The sequence below is a fragment of the Psychrobacter proteolyticus genome (genome assembly GCF_039762275.1).
Taxonomy (GTDB): domain Bacteria; phylum Pseudomonadota; class Gammaproteobacteria; order Pseudomonadales; family Moraxellaceae; genus Psychrobacter; species Psychrobacter proteolyticus_C.
Window position 1 is genome coordinate 118,556 of record NZ_JBDLOB010000008.1, and the last position, 19,657, is coordinate 138,212.

The 19,657-nt window shown below is 40.0% G+C and carries 18 protein-coding genes and 1 tRNA gene; 16 read left to right on the forward strand and 3 right to left on the reverse strand.

What is annotated here, in order from left to right; translation table 11 throughout:
• Positions 1–27: 27 nt before the first annotated feature.
• The 11 genes from ABFV72_RS11715 (at position 28) to ABFV72_RS11765 (ending at position 10,307) form a co-directional block, all read left to right on the forward strand.
• Positions 28–1,125 carry a glycosyltransferase gene (locus ABFV72_RS11715; RefSeq protein WP_347163854.1) on the forward strand — a complete coding sequence of 366 codons (1,098 nt, stop codon included), beginning with the start codon at positions 28–30 and terminating at the stop codon, positions 1,123–1,125.
• 42 nt (positions 1,126–1,167) lie between these two features.
• Complete coding sequence (locus ABFV72_RS11720) at positions 1,168–2,208, forward strand: EpsG family protein (protein ID WP_347163856.1); 1,041 nt, start codon at positions 1,168–1,170, stop codon at positions 2,206–2,208.
• The gene (locus ABFV72_RS11725; protein WP_347163858.1) at positions 2,208–3,104 is read left to right on the forward strand and encodes a glycosyltransferase family 2 protein; all 897 of its coding nucleotides are present in this window, start codon (positions 2,208–2,210) and stop codon (positions 3,102–3,104) included. The genes ABFV72_RS11720 and ABFV72_RS11725 overlap by 1 nt, the downstream gene beginning before the upstream one ends.
• Positions 3,101–4,222, forward strand: coding sequence for a glycosyltransferase (locus ABFV72_RS11730; protein WP_347163859.1), 1,122 nt, complete (start codon positions 3,101–3,103; stop codon positions 4,220–4,222). The genes ABFV72_RS11725 and ABFV72_RS11730 overlap by 4 nt, the downstream gene beginning before the upstream one ends.
• 155 nt (positions 4,223–4,377) lie before the next feature.
• Positions 4,378–5,160, forward strand: a complete 783-nt coding sequence (locus ABFV72_RS11735; RefSeq protein WP_347163860.1) for a TauD/TfdA family dioxygenase — start codon at positions 4,378–4,380, stop codon at positions 5,158–5,160.
• On the forward strand, positions 5,157–5,897 hold the full coding sequence (locus ABFV72_RS11740; RefSeq protein ID WP_347163862.1) for a hypothetical protein: 741 nt from the start codon (positions 5,157–5,159) through the stop codon (positions 5,895–5,897). Before ABFV72_RS11735 ends, ABFV72_RS11740 begins: the two co-directional genes overlap by 4 nt.
• Positions 5,878–6,495, forward strand: coding sequence for a sugar transferase (locus tag ABFV72_RS11745; RefSeq protein ID WP_347163863.1), 618 nt, complete (start codon positions 5,878–5,880; stop codon positions 6,493–6,495). The genes ABFV72_RS11740 and ABFV72_RS11745 overlap by 20 nt, the downstream gene beginning before the upstream one ends.
• A complete protein-coding gene (locus tag ABFV72_RS11750; protein ID WP_347163865.1) occupies positions 6,492–7,202 on the forward strand; it encodes an acetyltransferase in 711 nt (236 codons plus the stop codon). The genes ABFV72_RS11745 and ABFV72_RS11750 overlap by 4 nt, the downstream gene beginning before the upstream one ends.
• A 7-nt stretch (positions 7,203–7,209) precedes the next feature.
• Positions 7,210–8,421, forward strand: coding sequence for a DegT/DnrJ/EryC1/StrS family aminotransferase (locus tag ABFV72_RS11755; RefSeq protein ID WP_347163867.1), 1,212 nt, complete (start codon positions 7,210–7,212; stop codon positions 8,419–8,421).
• Positions 8,422–8,795: 374 nt separating this feature from the next.
• Positions 8,796–9,782: a 23S rRNA pseudouridine(2604) synthase RluF gene (gene rluF / locus ABFV72_RS11760; protein ID WP_347163868.1), complete on the forward strand. Its 987-nt coding sequence runs from the start codon at positions 8,796–8,798 to the stop codon at positions 9,780–9,782.
• A gap of 81 nt (positions 9,783–9,863) precedes the next feature.
• Positions 9,864–10,307, forward strand: a complete 444-nt coding sequence (locus ABFV72_RS11765; protein ID WP_347163870.1) for an SRPBCC family protein — start codon at positions 9,864–9,866, stop codon at positions 10,305–10,307.
• A gap of 75 nt (positions 10,308–10,382) precedes the next feature.
• Here the strand turns inward: ABFV72_RS11765 and ABFV72_RS11770 are convergent, their stop codons facing one another.
• Positions 10,383–10,694, reverse strand: a complete 312-nt coding sequence (locus ABFV72_RS11770) for a DUF1244 domain-containing protein (protein ID WP_347163871.1) — start codon at positions 10,692–10,694, stop codon at positions 10,383–10,385.
• Between the two features lie 335 nt (positions 10,695–11,029).
• Positions 11,030–11,104: transfer RNA gene (locus tag ABFV72_RS11775), tRNA-Gly, on the reverse strand.
• Between the two features lie 260 nt (positions 11,105–11,364).
• Between ABFV72_RS11775 and ABFV72_RS11780 the strand changes: the two genes are divergently transcribed.
• The 3 genes from ABFV72_RS11780 (at position 11,365) to ABFV72_RS11790 (ending at position 15,630) form a co-directional block, all read left to right on the forward strand.
• Positions 11,365–13,035 carry an alpha-keto acid decarboxylase family protein gene (locus ABFV72_RS11780; RefSeq protein ID WP_347163872.1) on the forward strand — a complete coding sequence of 557 codons (1,671 nt, stop codon included), beginning with the start codon at positions 11,365–11,367 and terminating at the stop codon, positions 13,033–13,035.
• 190 nt (positions 13,036–13,225) lie between these two features.
• Positions 13,226–13,561: a GlpM family protein gene (locus ABFV72_RS11785; protein WP_224737711.1), complete on the forward strand. Its 336-nt coding sequence runs from the start codon at positions 13,226–13,228 to the stop codon at positions 13,559–13,561.
• 278 nt (positions 13,562–13,839) lie between these two features.
• Positions 13,840–15,630: a potassium/proton antiporter gene (locus ABFV72_RS11790; protein WP_347163874.1), complete on the forward strand. Its 1,791-nt coding sequence runs from the start codon at positions 13,840–13,842 to the stop codon at positions 15,628–15,630.
• Positions 15,631–15,646: 16 nt separating this feature from the next.
• Here ABFV72_RS11790 and ABFV72_RS11795 read toward each other — a convergent pair whose 3' ends face one another.
• Positions 15,647–16,549, reverse strand: coding sequence for a LysR family transcriptional regulator (locus ABFV72_RS11795; RefSeq protein WP_227522927.1), 903 nt, complete (start codon positions 16,547–16,549; stop codon positions 15,647–15,649).
• Positions 16,550–16,761: 212 nt separating this feature from the next.
• Here ABFV72_RS11795 and speB point away from each other — a divergent pair, with 212 nt between their 5' ends.
• Both speB and ABFV72_RS11805 read left to right on the forward strand, forming a co-directional pair.
• The gene (gene speB, locus ABFV72_RS11800) at positions 16,762–17,730 is read left to right on the forward strand and encodes an agmatinase (RefSeq protein ID WP_057760617.1); all 969 of its coding nucleotides are present in this window, start codon (positions 16,762–16,764) and stop codon (positions 17,728–17,730) included.
• 149 nt (positions 17,731–17,879) lie between these two features.
• Positions 17,880–19,601, forward strand: a complete 1,722-nt coding sequence (locus ABFV72_RS11805) for a 5-guanidino-2-oxopentanoate decarboxylase (RefSeq protein ID WP_347163876.1) — start codon at positions 17,880–17,882, stop codon at positions 19,599–19,601.
• Positions 19,602–19,657: the final 56 nt, after the last annotated feature.

Sequence of the window (19,657 nt, forward strand, 5' to 3'; positions counted from 1 at the left end):
ATATTGTATGTATTTGTAGGAAAGTAAATGAAAAATGTAAAAAGAGTTTTACACATTGTAGGCAAAATGGACCGTGCTGGAGCAGAAACAATGCTTATGAATCTGTATCGACATATAGATCATAGCCAGATTCAGTTTGATTTTATAACTTTTACGAACGAGGTTGGTGACTATGATGCAGAGATTACAAACCTTGGCGGTAAAATTATTCCTATCATAGCTAGTAATCCAATTAAACGCATGGTAAAGCTTAAGCAGTTTTTGCAAAATCATCCTGAGTATAAAATTGTACATGCTCATACATTACTCAGTAATGCTTTCCACTTGCTTGCAGCTAAGCATGCTGGTATACCTCACCGTATCTCACACTCTCATAGTACAAGTAATGGTAAGTCTAGGACTATTCAAAAAATATATGAACAGTGGGCGCTAATAACCAATCGTAAAGTAGCAACTTATAGAATTGGATGTGGTGAGCAGGCAGCTAATTATTTATTTGGTTCTACAAGAAATGTATGGTTGTTACCAAATGCTGTTGATATAAAGAAAATGATGGCAGATGCGAATCAAGCGAGAGATTATCTCAGTCAAGAGTTTGGCAGTAAAGGTATAAAAATTATCCAAGTTGGTCGGTTGAGTAATGTCAAAAATCATCAATTCTCTTTACAGATTGCAGAAGAGTTGAAAAGACGCAGGATAGACTTTGCCTTGTATATTATTGGTCAAGGTCCACTGGATGAGATATTAAAGCAACAAGTGAAAGATAAATTATTAGTTGATAGCGTAAAGTTTTTAGGTATGTGTACACATATTACCGAATTGATGGCCAGTGCAGACTATATGATAATGCCATCTTTACATGAAGGATTTCCTGTCGTATTAGTAGAAAGCCAAACGGTTGGTCTACCAGCCTTGGTCTCTGATCGAGTCTCCATTGAGGTGGACTTAGGATTGAATTTAGTTGATTTTTTATCTATTGAGTCTGCGAGCGAATGGGCTGACCGTTTGATTTTGTCTAAACCACGTATGCGAAACGAGGAAAGTATAACAGACTCTTTAAATAAAAATGGTTTTAGCGCGGAAACGAATGCTAAAAAATTAACAGAAATCTATTTAAGTATGTGATTGTTACTCTATTTCATATTCACATAATTCACAGAGATTTAAATGCTTCCGTATTTGCTAGTTCTTAGTCTTGTCGTTTTTTGGATAGTACTGGAGAAAAAATCTCTTAATCGTACGTCTTTCTGGTTGCCTTTAATTGTACTCACTTTATTTGCAGGCGGTCGTAGTTATCGTGTTGGTACAGATACATGGAATTACACGAGAAACTTTAATAACCAACTAAGTATTAAAAATTTCAGATTCAGCGAAGATATTGAGTTTGGATATCAAACATTAGAATATATAATATTAAGTTTAACAAAAAACTATTTTTGGTTGCTGATAATTACTAGTTTGGTAATTGTCTATTGTTATCTTAAAATCATTAAAAGGTATAGTGTAAATTATTGGTTTTCAGTTTTTTTGTTTATAACATTAGGCACGTATACTTTCTTTTTCAATGGGTTGCGCCAGGGCTTGGCAATGGCTATATTTATATTATCCATTCCATATTTACTAGAAAAGCGATTTATTCCATATCTGCTAATATGTGCTATTGCATCGTTATTCCATATTACCGCTTTATTTGTGGTTCCATTTTATTTTATTGTAAATTTAAAAATAAAGCCTATATATAAAATTATTATGACATTTTTTGGATCGCTATTATTGAGTAGGCTGTTGGTATCTTATATTGCCTCTACCAATGACAGGTATGAAGGCTATACAAAAGTATCTGAAGAGGCAGGTGGGTATTTAACGTTAGGGTTTTACGTAATAATTATGATAGGAACTATTTTTATTGGCTATATTTATAAGATTAAAGATATAAACTTTCAGAAATTAATAGTTTTTTATACATCAGGTGTATTTTTTATCATACCTTTGGCGATGTTGGGTACAAATCCGTCAGGCCCGCAGAGACTACTTAACTATTTTACTTGGACACTTGTTTTAATATTGCCTATAGTTTTTAAAAAAATAAATAATATTTATATTTCTAGTATAAGTGTATTTGCTTTTATTATTTATTTCATCTTAACAACCTCTAAGTTTAGCAATCTGAGTCCGTATATTATTAATCCTATGTTTATGGTGTTTTAATGAATAATGAAAAATATATATCTATTGGCATTCCTTTTTATAATGCTGAAAAGTATTTAGAAGATGCTATATGCTCAATATTGGCTCAAACTCATAATTATTGGGAACTTATCTTGATTGATGATGGCTCAACTGATGGTTCATTAGAGATAGCCAGAGAATTTGAAAAAAAAGATAGCAGAATTAGAGTTATATCTGATGGATTGAATAAAAAACTACCTTACAGGTTAAATCAGATTATAGATGAATCTCAGCATGGCTATATTGCTAGAATGGATGCTGACGATCTTATTAGTTCAACCAGAATTGAAACGCAGTTTAACTATTTATATAAAAATCCTACTATTGACTTGGTAAGTACCGGAATCTTGTCTTTAAAAAATGATTTAACTTTGGTGGGGTATCGTTGTACATCTTCTCAAAAAATTATTACTAAAGCTGATGCCATTGTAGGAACAACAGGTATTATACATGCATCAATAATAGCTAAAAAATCATGGTTTAATAGAAATCGCTACAATGAAAATAATAGTCTAGCAGAAGATTACGAGTTATGGTTGAATGCCTTTCTTAAAAATGATTTGAAAGTAGGGTTTATAGAAGAGCCACTTTATTACTATCGAGAAGAACAGAATATTACAATTGAAAAGTTATTAAAGGCCTATAACACACAAGTAAATATTATAAAAAGTGTCTCAAGTAAAGATATTTCGTTTTTTGATCGTGTTAAGTATTTGACTAAAATAAAATCTAAAAAACTTATTGTTAGGGCGCTTTTTTTAACAAATCTAGATGATTTTTTGTATAAAAGAAGAGTTCAGGTCCAAAGCCTAGATGTATTTGAACCAATGCTTATACGAGAGATAACATTGATAAATAGTGAGAAAGGAAAATGAAAAAGAAAATAGCTTTAATTGTATCTGTACCAGTCACATTTGATGCTTTTTATCAAAATCATATAAAAGCGCTACAAGAGAAGTATGATGTGACTCTAATAGCAAACTTTGATCAAGAAGCACCAGTATTTGACGGCGTAAAACAAATTTCTATCAATTTGGAGAGAAAGCCTTCAATATTTAGTGATCTAAAGACGCTAAGAAAAATGATTGCTATCTTCAGAAAAGAAAAATTTGTTTTGATACATTCAACCACTCCCAAAGCTGGATTTATTACACAAATTGCAGGTTTTATAACAGGTACTAAGTTTCGTCTCCATATATTTACGGGTCAGGTTTGGGCTAGTCAGTCTGGTATTAAACGTCAAGCTTTGAAAAAAGTAGATGTTGCTATCGCCTCTCTAGCGACTCACCTACTAGCAGACAGTAAAAGTCAGGTAGACTTTTTGATCAGCGAATCTATCCCTGTTGACTATAAAATAAAAGTTCTAGGTGAGGGCTCAATTTCTGGTGTTGACCTTGAAAAATTTTCTCCAAAAAACACTGATGATTTAAAAATAAAACTTGGTTTGATGGATAAAAGTTTTGTTTTCTTATTTATAGGACGCCTGAATAAAGATAAAGGTATTTTTGATTTAATAAAAAGCTTTGAGCTTGTGCAGGCTAAATATCCTAACACTGCATTACTGATTGTAGGATCAGATGAGGAAAATATAATACCCTTTATTGAAGCTCATAAGCTTTATGGGGAAAGTGTTTTTTATCACTCAGCTACACCAAGGCCTCAAGACTTTATGGCTATGGCTGACATGCTGTGCTTACCTTCTTATCGAGAAGGTTTTGGAACCGTTGTTATTGAAGCTGCCGCTTGTGGAACACCAACCATTGGCTCTAGAATATATGGATTAAGCGATGCCATAGTAGACGGGAAAAGTGGTTATCTATTCCCAGTTGGCAGTATTGATAGTTTAGCAGATAAAATGTTTTACGGTATTGAAAATCCCGAAATATTACAGCAAGCATCTGAATATGGAATGAAAAGAGCAAAGGAAAATTTTTCTGACGAATTATCTTCTGGACTTTTAGTTGATTACTATAAATCAATTCTTGAAGACTAATAACATCAAGTATACTGCACAGTGAATATCTAAAGTTATTTCTACATAAAGTAATTTTATGAAGGTTGATTAAATATTAATGAAATTATTAAGGATTCTATAATTTCAGTATTAAGCTTTAATTTATATCGATTCTTACAGTAAGAGAGAACACTATGTTTAAAAATATACCTATTGACCCAAATAATCCAAGTCAAGGCTGTCATGATCTGCTTTCAGCATGGGACGATGATGCCATCAAAGTGGTAGTTTTAGATCCTACTTCAAAAGTGGCTGATGTGAAAGAATTTTATGATTCACTTTTTCCACAATTAGGAAAAGTTGCTCCTTTTGCTGAAGATGCCACTATTAAAGATAGGAGCTCACAACGTACTGGTGAAGCATGGATGGAAATTAGATATGATCCGAAAATAGAAAATGCTTATCGTCATTCCTCAGAAGCACAACCTTTACATACTGATGGCAGTTATATACCAGACTTCCCAAATTCAAGTTTATTATGTTGTGTGACAAATGCCGGTGATGGTGGTGAGACGGTTTTTATAAATGCTAGTGATGTCGTTAATGCATTAGAAACAGAGGCACCGAAACTACTTTCTTATTTGACCGCTAATGTAGTCACTCATGCCCGTTCAGGTGATAGTAGACATGATAAAGTTATTAGTAAGAGTGATGGTATATGGAAAATTAACTGGAATTATTATTGTGTGGAGAAAAGTGCAGACCAAGAAATTAGCAAAATTGCAGAAACTTTCCACATGTTCCTAAAAAATAGTCCTTCGATACATAAAAATTTACTTGAGGTCAAGTTACAGCCTGGACAGGCCATTTTATGGAAAGACAACGAAGTAATTCACGGTAGAAACTCATTTTCAGCCACTATGGAAGGTGAACGATTTATTTGGAAGTGTGCTTTCGATGTGGGTAATTTTTTATGAGCCCACTTATTTTTGGCTCAATGAGAATGAGTGAAGACAAAGGAGATGAGCATTATTGGGCCAAGCTATTGTGCCAAGCATACTATGCTGGAATCGATACCATACATTCATCTTCAGAATATGACTCTTTTTCTCTATTACAAAAGGTTTTAAAAGAAGTATCTTTGATAGATAGCACTATAGTTTTTAAACATATTGTCAAATTGGCTGAACCACATTTTTCTGACCATAGATACTCTAGTAATAGATTAAAGGAAAAAGTAAGAAACTATCTCAGTATATTTGAGATAGATGAACTAGAAGCCATGCAGTGGATGTGGCGTAGTAGTTTGTCTGATACACAAAGAATAGATGGTTTTATTAAGCAGCAGGAACAAATGCGACATGATATAAAAGATTTGAAGCAAAGCGGTTTGGTAGGTAGTGCTTTATGTTTTCCTTATTCAGTAGAGTTTATGGAAAAGGCGTTACAGTCTAATATATTTGATGGTTTCTGTGTTTATAGAAACCCTCAAGAGCTAGAGTATGATCGGATATTAACAGATTGCGACGATGGTACTGTGGTTAGTATACGTCCATTTTCTGCTGATAAAGCATTAATTGAGTCTGAAGGTGTTATTAAACTATTAGAGTATAACTTCTTAGAGCCTGCTATCAAAAGTACGATTCTGTCTATATCTTCTGTTTATCAACTCAACGAAATTAAAGGTTACTTAAATGCTCAAAAGAATATTTGATCTGATAATAGTATTAGGAACTTTGCCTATTTGGTCATGTGTTTTGCTAGTTTCTTCATTTATTGTGTGGCTTGATTTAAAAAAATCTCCGTTTTTCACTCAAGAAAGAGGTGGGAAAGACGGTAGAGTTATTAATATTTTTAAACTAAAAACAATGACAGATGAAAGAGATGAGAACGGCGATTTACTTGAAGACAAATATCGCATCACTAGAATTGGTAATATATTTAGAAAGCTAAGTATTGATGAGTTACCTAGCCTTGTAAATATATTAAAAGGTGATATGAGTCTAGTCGGTCCACGACCATTTTTAAAAGAGTATTTGACTCTGTACACTGATGAACAAAAACGGCGCCATGAAATGCTTCCGGGTCTTACAGGCTGGGCGCAGATCAATGGCCGTAATGCTATTACTTGGGAAGAGAGGTTTGAATTAGATACATGGTATGTAGACAACCAATCGTTATGGTTAGATGTCAAGATACTATTCAAAACTGTCAAAAAAGTACTTATTAAAGATGGTATTAGTGCTGATGGCGAAGCCACTATGAGTAAGTTCAAAGGTTCTATAGATAATAAGTTAAAAATAAAATCATGAATAGTAAGATAATGAATGAAGCATTTGCTGTATATGGGGCAGCGGGTTGTGGTCGTAGTCTAATGCCCGTGGCTGCGGCTCAACTAAAACAACTGAGTAATCCTAATCAAGCGATGTTTATTGATGATTCATTAGATCTACAAAGTACTATTAACGACCGTATAGCTATGAATTATGAACAGTTTAAAGGTCTAGACTGTGCGAATAAACATGTATTGATTGCTATTGCAGACAGTAATATTCGTCAAAAAATCGCTAACAGACTATTGAACGATGGCATATCGCTATGGTCCGTTCAAGATCGGACTACACTAATCATGGAAAAAGTAGTTATTGGAATAGGAGCAGCGATTAGCCCGTTTGTGACGATAGCGTCAAATGTGACTATTGGTAAATGTTTTCATGCCAATTTATATAGTTATGTAGAGCATGATTGTGTGATTGGTGACTATGTTACCTTTGCCCCTAGAGTAAGCTGTAATGGCAATGTGCATATTCATGACCATGCGTATATAGGCGCAGGAGCCATCCTTAAACAAGGAACACCCAATAAACCTTTAATCATTGGTAAAGGTGCTATTGTCGGTATGGGTGCAGTCGTAACCAGAGATGTGCCAGCTGGAGCGGTGGTCGTGGGTAATCCGGCTAGAGTCTTGAATAAGCAAGTCGACGTTAAGCCTCCACCAAATACAATACACATACAGTGAGATTCTTATGCTAAATACTGCCTTTTCACCTTGGCCTAGTTTTACACAAGTTGAGGCTGATGCTGTCAGCCAAGTCTTATTATCTAATAAAGTCAACTATTGGACTGGAACCGAGGGTCGTCAGTTTGAGCGTGAGTTTGCTGACTGGGCAAATAGTCGCTACGCTATCGCCATGGGTAATGGCACACTAGCTTTAGATGTTGCCTTGCAAGCACTAGAGGTGGGTGTAGGTGACGAGGTTATCGTTACCTCGCGTACCTTTATCGCCAGTATCTCATCCGTGGTCAATGCAGGTGCGACTCCGATATTCGCTGATGTCGATGCCGAGACAGGCAATATCACCCCTGAGACAATTGCCGCAGTATTGACTGAGCGAACCAAAGCCATCGTCTGTGTGCATCTGGCTGGCTGGCCATGTGATATGGACGGTATTATGGCGCTAGCAGAGCAGCATAATCTATATGTCATAGAAGACTGCGCGCAAGCACATGGTAGTAAATACAAAGGCCGTAGCGTTGGTAGTATTGGTCATATTGGGGCATGGAGCTTTTGTCAGGATAAGATCATGACCACGGGTGGTGAAGGTGGTATGGTCACTACTAATGATGAGCAGCTATGGCGAAAAATGTGGGCGTATAAGGACCATGGCAAGAGCTATGCAGCGGTCTATGAGACCGAGCATCCACCAGGCTATCGCTGGTTACATGAGAGCTTTGGCACCAACTGGCGTATGACTGAGATGCAAGCAGTGATCGGTCGTATTCAGTTACAGCGTATGAACGACTGGACTGCTAAGCGTACTACCAATGCCCATGCAATATTAGATGCATGCGCTGGTTGGGAGGCACAAGGCTATTTATCAGTACCTAGGTTAGAGGCGACATCCGCGTTTGCTGACTGTACCCACGCTTACTATAAGTTTTATGTATACGTGCAGCCAGAGACTCTGCCACAAGGATGGTCACGCGATCGAATTATTAATGAGATCAATGCATTAAATGTACCGTGTTTTTCGGGGTCCGCTTCTGAGGTGTATTTAGAAAAGGCGTTTGATAATACTGGGTTGCGCCCAGAGTCGCCGCTACCGGTAGCGAAGCAATTGGGGGAAACTAGTCTCATGTTTTTAGTCCATCCTACATTGACTGCTATTGAGATCGAGCAAACCATTCAGGCAATCAATACTGTATTTACTCAGATGACTGTATCTGACAGCGTCTAATGACTTTACAGTACCTTGTAGTAAAAAAGCCGTTTATCAGTGATAGACGGCTTTTTTATTATGATTTTATACATGATTTCTACTTTTTAGCTCATATGAATGATTAACCATACTGCCAAGCTCAACCGAAAAAATCTCAAAAATCATTCGATTCAAAGCGCTGTTTAAGCATGAATAAACGACTAATGCTAAATGGTTAAGGTTCTGTAGAGTGAACCATCGTTCTATAAGTTTCAGTTCATACACATCTCAATTCAACCTAAAAGGTCTAATCGATTTCCTATATAATGTGAGCTATTTCGTTGTTATTGATCCATTCAATTTAGGCTTTTTTCTTAGCAAAAAACGCTTCTTATCAGGTAAAACGGTGCTTTATGTTCAACGCTTCCTCGACTCGTTTAAATAAATACATCAGCGAAAGTGGTATTTGCTCTAGGCGAGACGCTGACCGCTTCATTGAACAAGGTAATGTATACATTAATGGCAAACGTGCGTCGGTAGGCGATCAAGTGGTTGCTGGAGATGCGGTAAAAGTCAACGGGCAGCTTATTGAGCCGCGAGAGCCTGATGATTTTATTTTTATTGCATTAAATAAGCCAGTGGGCATTGTGAGCACCACGGAAAGCTCTGAGAAAAATAATATTGTCGATTTTGTGCGACATAGTTTGCGTATTTTTCCGATTGGTCGTTTGGACAAAGATTCTCAAGGTTTGATCTTTTTGACTAATAACGGTGATTTGGTCAATAAGGTACTACGTGCTGGTAATAATCATGAGAAAGAGTATCTAGTTACAGTAAACAAGCCGTTAACTGATAGTGTTATCGAAGGTTTAGCGGGCGGTGTGCCGATGCTCGGCAAGATGACCAAAAAATGCCCAGTGACTAAAGTAGCTCCTAATGTCTTTAATATCACGCTCGTACAAGGTTTGAACCGTCAAATTCGCCGTATGTGTGAACACTTTGGCTACGAAGTCGTCAAGCTTGAACGTACGCGGATTATGAATGTAAGTCTTAAGGGGCTTCCCGTTGGTGACTGGCGAGACTTAACGCCAAAAGAGCTGTCTGTGTTACTTAAATCTGTAGAAGACTCTTCTTCGCAAGACAATCACTCAAACAAGAAATCTCGCAATACGCCACGAAAGAAACCTCGTGCTGATGCTTCGTCAAAGTCAAAACCATCTACAAAATCGGCAGGGGCAGCAAAGGGGCGTAACAAATATGCCAAGGATGATGCTAGAAAACCAGCAGGTTCTAAAGGTAGGGATGGACGTCCTACTGGTCGTGGTAAGCCGTCAGGGGGCAATGGAAAACCTGCTACCAATGGCAGGCGTCCTTCGAAAGGTAGAGGCTCTTCACGGTAATAATTTTTCACAATGTGACTGCTATATTTATTTCTAAAATAGCCGTAAGCTAAATAAATTTAGTCTTAATGAGATAATATTATGTTTAAAATAAAAGTAGAGCGCATTGTCAAAAAACCGATTGATAAGGTATTTGAAGCACTGAGTGACCATGCCAGTTATGGCTCATTTAAAGCGGTGGGTGTTGCTAAGTTAGTAGCCGAAGGTAACGAAGAGCGCAATGGCGTCGGGGCTTTACGTAGCATTCAAACGGGACCCGTTAAGTTCTGGGAACGGATTACAGCGTTTGAGCGTCCTACTCATATGCAATACCAAATCGAAAAATCTAAACCCATCAAAATGCAGCATGATAAAGGCATCATTGACTTAAAAGACTTGGGCGATGGCACCACACATGTGACTTGGGTGTCTGAGGGTCGATTGATTGTACCATTGCCATTAATCGGTCGTTTATTTGACCGTCAAATGCAGAAACAAGGAACTATAGGGTTTAGTAGCATACTCAAATCTATAGAAAGCCGCTAGTCTAGCGGCAATGTTGGATTTTTTGATATCACTCTCTGGTGATGGCTTATTTTATTTGAGCCATCACTATCAGTTTTAATCCATTTTATTCTTAGCAGCTTCAATCTCGTTAAAACGCGCTAGCTGCTCAGGCGTTGCCTTCTGTTGATACTTCTCTTTCCACTCAGTATAAGGCATACCATAAACAAGCTCGCGCGCATCCTCGTATTCAATCTCAATACCACGCTCTTCACCAGCCGCTTTATACCACTTAGATAAGCAGTTACGACAAAAGTCGGCAAGGTTCATCAGTTCGATATTCTGTACATCTTTACGTTCGTCTAAATGAGCTAGTAAGCGACGAAATGCCGCGGCTTCTAGCTCAATATTTGATTCTAATTTTGCCATAATATTTTCCTAGTTATAATTGAGTCGTTTCAAAACTGAAATGATACTAACGCTATAAATATTGCGCAACCTATGTCATTGATTAGAATGCACTGTGGTGATAGTCCATTCCAATAGTACTATAACTTTAATAGTTGAAAAGAAATTTCAGTTTTAGAAAATGGTCACGTTTTGGTCACGGTGCTGATTTTTGAGCTTTTAATATATTAGTTAAACTTAGCAATTAGACTGAATAGCTAATACTGAAAAACGCTACAGACCTTGAAAAACAAACAAAAAAAATCCTCACTTCTTATTTAAGAAGTGAGGATTTTAGTGCTCTTTCAAGCCATATTTGGAGCGGGAAAAGAGATTCGAACTCTCGACCCCAACCTTGGCAAGGTTATGCTCTACCACTGAGCTATTCCCGCTAATTATCAATTAACTATCGTCAGTTGATGAAGGCGTATTATACGCAGTTTTTTTTAGGTGTCAACACCTAGGACGAAAAAAATTAAAGTTATTAAAATAGGCGTGTCTTCTGGCCATAGATATATGTTATAACGGTTTATTATAATATGTATTCCAAAAGCTTTGTAGTACATAAATAAGCTGGGACGCACTTTATAATTTAACATCAATCACATTCACAATTATCAATACTTACAAAGATAAGTCATAAGGATAAAAAATGAGTCAACAATATACCATCGCTGATTATTTGTTTGATCGTGTCGCAGAAGCGGGCGCATCTGAGATATTTGGCGTACCTGGTGATTTTAACTTAACTTTTTTGGATAACGTTCTTGCTTCTGACAAGCTACGCTGGGTAGGCAACACCAATGAGCTAAATGCTGGCTATGCTGCGGATGGATACGCACGTGAGCGTGGGTTTGCCGCCATGGTGACGACTTTTGGTGTAGGGGAGTTGTCAGCGATTAATGCGACGGCAGGCTCTTTTGCTGAGTACGCGCCTGTATTGCATATCGTCGGTGCACCAAGCACAGCGCTACAAGACTCAAAGCGCCGTATTCATCATTCGCTTGGTGATGGTGTATTCAATCATTTTATTAAGATGGTCGAGCCAGTAACAGTAGCACGAGCGCAGCTTACTCCTGAGAACGCTGCCTCAGAAATTGATCGAGTGATTCGCTTAATACTTAAAAAGCATCGCCCAGGTTACTTACTATTATCACCAGACGTTGCGCGTCAGCCTATCTATCCACCGACGACTAAGCTGATCGATAGTCAAGAAGATATTACTAGCCAAGCGGCATTATCAGATTTTAAGCAAGCACTAACCGAGTTTTTGCCAAATAAGACCACGACATTAATGGCAGATTTGATGGTGCATCGTTTGGGGTTACAATCACAGCTCAAAGCATTGATCGCTGATACCGATATTCCTTATACCACGCTATCTTGGGGCAAGACGCTGCTTGATGAAAATAGCGATCGTTGGGCAGGTACTTATGCGGGTGTTGCTTCGCGTCCAATTGTGAAAGATGCGGTAGAAAACTGCGAATGCCTTATCAAAGTAGGGGTGCAATATACTGACACTACTACCGCAGGGTTTAGCCAAGATATCAATGAAGATGTGGTCGTAGACTTGCACTATGAGCGTGCTTCTATCAGTGGTAAGAACTTTGCACCGATTGCGCTAAAAGATGCGTTGCAAGCCCTACATGAAGTAATGACTTCTGGCATTAATATCGTGCCAAAACCTTTCTGTGAAGAAGTTAAACCGCACGAACAAAAAGGTAAAGACAGTGAGGCTATCCGCCAAGATGATTTATGGCATATTATCGCTGACCGTTTAGACCACAATAACTTAGTGTTTTCTGAACAAGGGACTGCCTATTTTGGTATCAGTGATGTGCGTCTGCCAGAAGGGGTGACATCATATGGGCAGCCGATGTGGGGGTCAATTGGCTACACGTTGCCAGCCAGCTTGGGCGCGGCGATTGCATCACCAGATAAGCGCAGTGTGTTATTAATTGGGGACGGTTCAGCATTGCTAACGATCCAAGAGTTGGCGGTCATGATTCAAGAACGCATCAATCCTGTGATCGTCTTAATCAATAACGACGGCTATACGGTAGAGCGCGCGATTCATGGTGAAAACCAATACTATAATGATATCCCTAAATGCGATTGGCAAATCATGCCGCGCGCGTTTGGCGCGACAGAAGCGAATAGCGTATTACTAAAAGCAGAGACAGCAGGCGAGCTAAAATCTGCTTTCGACAAAGCTGCTGCGACTACCGATAAGCTTATAATGATTGAGGTGATCGCAGACAAGCATGATATACCGCCATTGCTAGCAGACATCAGTGCGGCACTGAAACCAAAAAAAGATTAAGTCATTCGTAAAAGCTTACTGAATAAAAGTAACAGCCCCATTTAGCGAAATAGCTAGATGGGGTTTTTTGCATTTTTTTATCATACGGATTAATTAATCAGTGATTGCTCTTATGTCAGTTTACAGACTTTAGTATCATGGCGGATTGGGCTACGTTCAGCCTTTATAGTCAACAGGAGATAGACACGTCGTGATTTGGTTAAAAATGCTTATCGGCGCCTTGATGGTACTGGCGATTCAAATGTTCGCCCAAACCCGATTTTTTTATTTGGCGGCACTTGCGCCACTATTCCCCACCTTTACGTTAATCAGTCACTTTATCGTTGGTACTGAGCGCAGTCCTGCTGATTTAAAGGTCGCGTTGATATTTAGTATGCTTGGTGTCATACCGCATTTGATTTATACCTTTGTGGTGTTTTTTAGCATCAGTTATATGAGTTTATACAAGGCACTGCTATTAGGGGTGGTCGCTTGGACGGTTGCGGCTGCGATTCTGGTACTGACATGGCAATACATTCAGGGTTAAGTGATATTAAGACGTAAACTCTTTTAGCCTAGCAATGGCATTTTGTGGGCTTCACTTTAATATTTGAACTTTTTTTATTGAAGTATTTTTATTGATTTAGTATTGGCTGCTAGTTCTGATAGTGGTTCTAATATCATTATAAATAATTGTCATTCATATTTTGAATAATGGCCGCTTATGATAGGCTCACTGGTGTAATATCTACTGACAGCAAGATAACGAAAACCCCATCGCAATCAATTACTATTCTTAATAATAAAAAATAGGGCTCAAAAAAAATGGATACCTTAAATATCCTGTATCTCGTAGGCGCAGTACTAATTTTCGCCAGTATCATGGCGAGTACATTGTCGGCGCGCTTAGGCGTACCATTGTTGTTGCTGTTTTTGATAGTGGGTATGTTGGCAGGCGAGCAGGGTATCTTGGGTATTGAGTTCTCTCAATATGCGCTAGCCAATTTCGTTGGGCAGGCAGCCTTAGCCTGTATCTTGCTAGATGGTGGTTTACGCACATCCTTTAAATCGTTTCGAGTAGGGCTAAAACCTGCGATTACGCTGGCCACGTGGGGCGTGTTGGTCACGGTCATGGTGCTAGGGGTATTTGTTACTTGGCTACTTGATGTCGATTGGCGCTTTGGCTTACTGATGGCAGCGATTGTTGGCTCAACCGATGCAGCAGCGGTATTTTCTCTATTACGTAATGGCGGTGTCAAGCTTAACGATCGTGTACAAGCAACGCTTGAACTTGAGTCTGGTGCCAACGATCCCTTGGCTATTTTATTAGTTACTGGTTTGATTGCCCTAAATGTTGATCCTGCTGGTCAGACAGTATTTGGCTTTTTAGTTTTATTGCTACAGCAGCTGAGCTTTGGATTAGGCATGGGCTTACTGTTCGGTTATTTTTTATCCCGATTATTGCCTAAAGTGCATTTAGCAGAAGGCATGTACGCGATCTTAATCCTCTCCGCTGGCTTGGCTGTGTTCGCTGCGACCAATCTTATTGGCGGCAGTGGATTTTTGGCGGTATACCTCACTGGTGTGCTAATCGGCAACCATAAGGTGCGCTCGACAGAGCATGTCATGCGAGTGATGGACAGCTTTGCTTGGTTGTCGCAGGCGGTGCTTTTCGTAGTATTAGGACTGCTGGTCACTCCGTCAAACGTCCTCAATGTCTGGCATTATTCGGTTGCAATCGCGCTCTTTATGATCTTTGTGGCGCGTCCTATTGCCGTCTATACCAGTGTCAAACCATTCAAATTTAAAGACAGAGAGATTGGGTTTATCTCTTGGGTTGGTTTGCGCGGTGCAGTGCCTATTACCTTAGCGATTTTACCCGTCATGGCTGGTATAGATAATGCTTTTATGCTGTTTGATATTGCCTTTGGTGTCGTGGTTCTGTCGTTGATTTTGCAAGGCACAACCATTCCTACGATGGCGAATCTATTTAAAGTACGTATTCCAACCAACAAAGACCCCAAAGAAGAACACGAGGTTTGGGTATCCGATAAGGCCAGTATCACGCTGTATGAGTTTGAGGCAAAGTCGGGCGCATTTGCCATTGGGCGTCATCCTATGGGTATCTCCAAAGGTATTAACCCAGATGAAATAAGTGTCTTTGCGCTAGTCCGTAATCAGCAAATCGTAGTAGTCGATGACGACACAAAGCTAAAATTTGGTGACAGTGTCTGGTATGCGATGAGAGGTAATCACGCGAGCAAAATCGCCAAGATTTTTAATGACACAACATTAGATCGCAAAGCTATCGATGACTTCTATGGCGATTGGTTGCTATCACCGAGTGTTAAGCTTGGAGACTTGCCATTTTTTACAGGAATTATGGCGTCTGAGACACTGGTAAAAACACTTAAAACGTCCGATGAAGACAGCGCAAAAAACATGTGGGAGCAGACGGTGGCCGAGTACGTAAAATCACATTTAGGTACCGCGCCAGTGTCGGGCGATACCGTTGTGGTGAGTGACGAGTGGTCATTGGTTATTAAAGATGTCGATGACAAAGGGAAGCTAAGAACCATTGGTCTAAAGTACCAACAACCGTCTGCAATAGTGTAATAAACCTAGTGGTATCTTATAATAAGTTCATCATCTTATTCAAAAAGTCAGCTGCTTGTTTAGGCTGATTTTCTCGATATGCCCAATGGTGCTCGACATCATAGCTTGCCTCATCAGGCAGCAGTATTTTCATCAGTCCCATACCCTCATAACGCTTCGCTAAATCACGCGGCAAGTAGCCAACATGGTGACCTGCAAGGATAAGCTGTGCTGTTGCCTCCATATGATAAGTAGTCGCGCTTAATGTCTTGGGGCGAATATGATTGATATGATGCTCTACCACATAGCCTCTTTTTATCCACGGATAGTTCTGTTCTAAATCATCAAAAGTTAATCCGTCTGAGTTGTAAAACAATCTATGTTCGCGTCCACAGCAGACCACTTGTTTTTCAACAAATGCTGGCTTAAAGGTCAGTAAAGGTGGAAAGCTGCCAAAATAACCTACGCCAATGTCACTCTCGTTACTTAAGAGCTTTTCTAACATGCTCTCAGGGCTTTGTACGTCGATAGAAAAGTGTATTAACGGGTTATTACGGTAGCTGTTGGCTAGACGTTGTCTAAGTGCATCATAAAAAAACTTGGGCATTTGATCAATCAAGCAAAGCCTGATGTGCCCGCCGTGAACTGAGTCTAATTGTTTAATATAATGCAGCTGATGTTGAAAGCTGGCGACTGATTCGGTAAAGCCTAAACATGCCTCATACACCGCCGCACCGTCCTCCGTGAGTTTGAATCCTGCTCGACCACGATGACATAGCGTCATGCCTAAGCGGTCTTCTAAGTGGGTTAAGTGTCCACTGATGACAGAAGTAGTAACATTCAAACGCGACTGAGCGGCCGTCACGCCTTGGCACTCTACGATAGCCATAAAGCTGCGTAGTGTTTTGATGTCTATCTTTATCAGTTCATCCAATATCAAAAGCGGCTCCTCATTTATTAAATCAATATTATCTTTTTTTAATCGATACTGCCTCTCATAAACTTCTGATAGTGACCTATAAGCGCACTTTACTACGAAAAAATAGAAGTTTACTTCTAAATTTTACCATGGTTCCTTCTCTTATATTTATGTATTGTCAATGGCATGTAGCAAATTGTGTACTTAAACCAAATAGAACAAGGAAGTAACTTATGACATTCAATCAACCATTAAGCGGCAACGATATGCCAAGATTTGGCGGTTTCGCTTCTATGATGCGTCTGCCAACTCAAGCCGATGCTGAAGGGTTAGATGTGGCGTTCGTTGGCGTACCTTTAGATATTGGTGCATCCAACCGTAGCGGTGCAAGATTGGGTCCTAGACAGATTCGTGATGAGTCAAGAATGATTCGTCCCTATAATGTGGCCACTCGCGCTGCGCCTTTTGAGTCATTACAAGTCGCTGACATCGGCGATGTGCCTATCAATACATTCAATCTCCTAAAAAGCGTTGATATCATCGAAAAATTCTATACCGATAAAATCGTCAAACATGGTGCGATTCCTCTAACACTAGGCGGTGATCATACTATCGCATTGCCTATCCTGCGCGCACTTGCCAAAAAACATGGCCCTGTTGGTATGGTACATATCGATGCTCATGCTGATATCAATGATGATATGTTTGGCGAAAAAATCGCGCACGGTACGCCGTTCCGCCGTGCTGTTGAAGAAAACCTCATCGATGGTAATCGTGTGGTGCAAATTGGTCTACGTGGTACAGGCTATAGCGCTGAAGAGTTTGACTGGTCAACTGAGCAAGGATTCCGCGTGGTACCTGCTGAGGAGTGCTGGTATAAGTCGCTAACACCGCTCATGGCTGAAGTACGTGAAAAGCTAGGTGATGGTCCTGTCTATTTGAGCTTTGATATCGACGGTATTGATCCTGCATTTGCCCCAGGTACGGGTACTGCTGAAATCGGCGGCTTGACCTCTACTCAAGGTATCGAAATCATTCGCGGTATGCGTGGTCTAGATGTGGTGGGTGGAGATTTAGTCGAAGTATCACCACCTTATGATCCATTCGGTAACACCTCGGTATTGGCGGCGAATCTATTGTTTGAGATGCTATGTATCCTGCCAGGCGTACGCTATGACGACAAGGTTAAGGCAGTTTACTAATCACCATCAATGATTACCTTTATAATGAGCAACCTTTGCAGCCAGTAATTAGTGACTAATAATCGGTATGAAAGAAAAAATACAAAGGTTGTTTTGAGGTATTGATAACTATCTGAATATTCAGCGAAATTTTTTAGGATGACTGACCCATGACCCAATTGACGCAAACGCCTTCTTCTTTGTCTGACACATCGTCACTGACCTGTGGTGAGCTATTGGTGCAGTGGCTAGAATATTATGGTGTAGAGACCGTTTTTGGTATCCCTGGTGTACACACGGTAGAGCTGTATCGCGGCCTTCCAAATACCAATATCCGTCATGTGACACCGCGTCATGAACAAGGTGCTGGGTTTATGGCAGATGGCTACTACCGTGCTTCTGGAAAAATCGGCGTATGCTTTATCATCACTGGCCCTGGTATGACTAACATTATGACAGCGATGGCGCAAGCACTGGCTGATTCGATACCGATGCTAGTAATCTCTAGTGTCAATAAAGTCAAAGACACAGGTAGTGGCGAAGGGCATTTACATGAGCTTCACGATCAGCAAGGCATGATTAGTAAAGTAGCATTGACGAGTAAGACCATTTGGCAACCTGAGTCGCTACCGAAAGTCATTGCAGAAGCTTTTGCTTTATTTAACGGTGCACGTCCTGGCCCTGTGCATATTCAGCTGCCTATCGATGTCATCACTGCTGATGCCCGTCATGTTGCCAAGCCGCCTAAGTTAAATGCTGTAGCAAATAGCGAAGTTGGTACAAATAGCTTGAGCCTACCGCAGGTCACAAGACCATTGCCGAATCCTACGCAATTAGACCTAATTATACAGTCATTACAAACCGCGAAAAATCCTGTAATACTTTATGGAGGCGGCTGTGTCGATGTCGATCTTAATGCACAGCGATTGGCAGAGCTGATAGATGCACCAACGTTTTTAACGATTAATGCCAAAGGGTTGCTGCCACCTGGTCATCCATTAAGTTTGGGTAGTAACCAGTCATTAGACGCAGGCCGCGCCGTGATTACCGAGGCGGATTGGGTATTAGCGATTGGGACTGAGCTTGGGGAGACTGACTATGATGTGTTCTTTAATGGTGAGTTTAAAATCAACGGCACGCTGGTCCGTATCGACTGTGATGCCCAGCAATTGCAGCGTCCATTTAGAGCGGATATCGCGGTACTTTCTGACGCACAAATGGCGATTAGTGGTTTATGTGAACGCTTAGAAGGGCAGACATTTGATCACCAAGCACTGTCACGTGTCAGTGAAGCCAAACAAGCCATCTTGAAGGATGTAACGACAGACTTTGCAGGTCAAAATGCATTACTAAAGCTGATTAGAGATGAAGTAGAAGACGTCATTTTCGTTGGTGATTCAACGCAGCCTGTCTATAGCGGTAACCTTGGTCTTGAAGCCTTGGCGACGCGTAAATGGTTTAATTCATCGACAGGTTTCGGCACATTAGGCTATGGTCTGCCTGCTGCTATTGGGGCCATGGTTGGCTCAAATCTACCCGTCGTCAGTCTAATGGGTGATGGCGGTATTCAGTTTACGATTGCTGAGCTTATCTGCGCAGCCGAGCTTGAGCTACCATTGATCGTTTTGCTATGGAACAACCAAGGCTACGGTGAGATTCGTCGTTACATGGAAGAGGGCGGTTTACCACTGATTGGTGTCAATATCAAAACACCAAACTTTGAGCCATTAGCAGCAGGATTTGGCGCTGGCTATCGTAGAATAACCGATAAGCAGCAACTGCTAGAGGCATTGAAGACAGACACTAAGGGTAAACAACCAATCATTTATGAGATTGATGAAGCAGATGACTTTCTAAAAGAAATGGCTGAGACAGTGACTTATTTTAATTAACAGTAATACGGTCTTTAATGCTACGGATAATAACGAGACCGATAGTCACAGGTCTA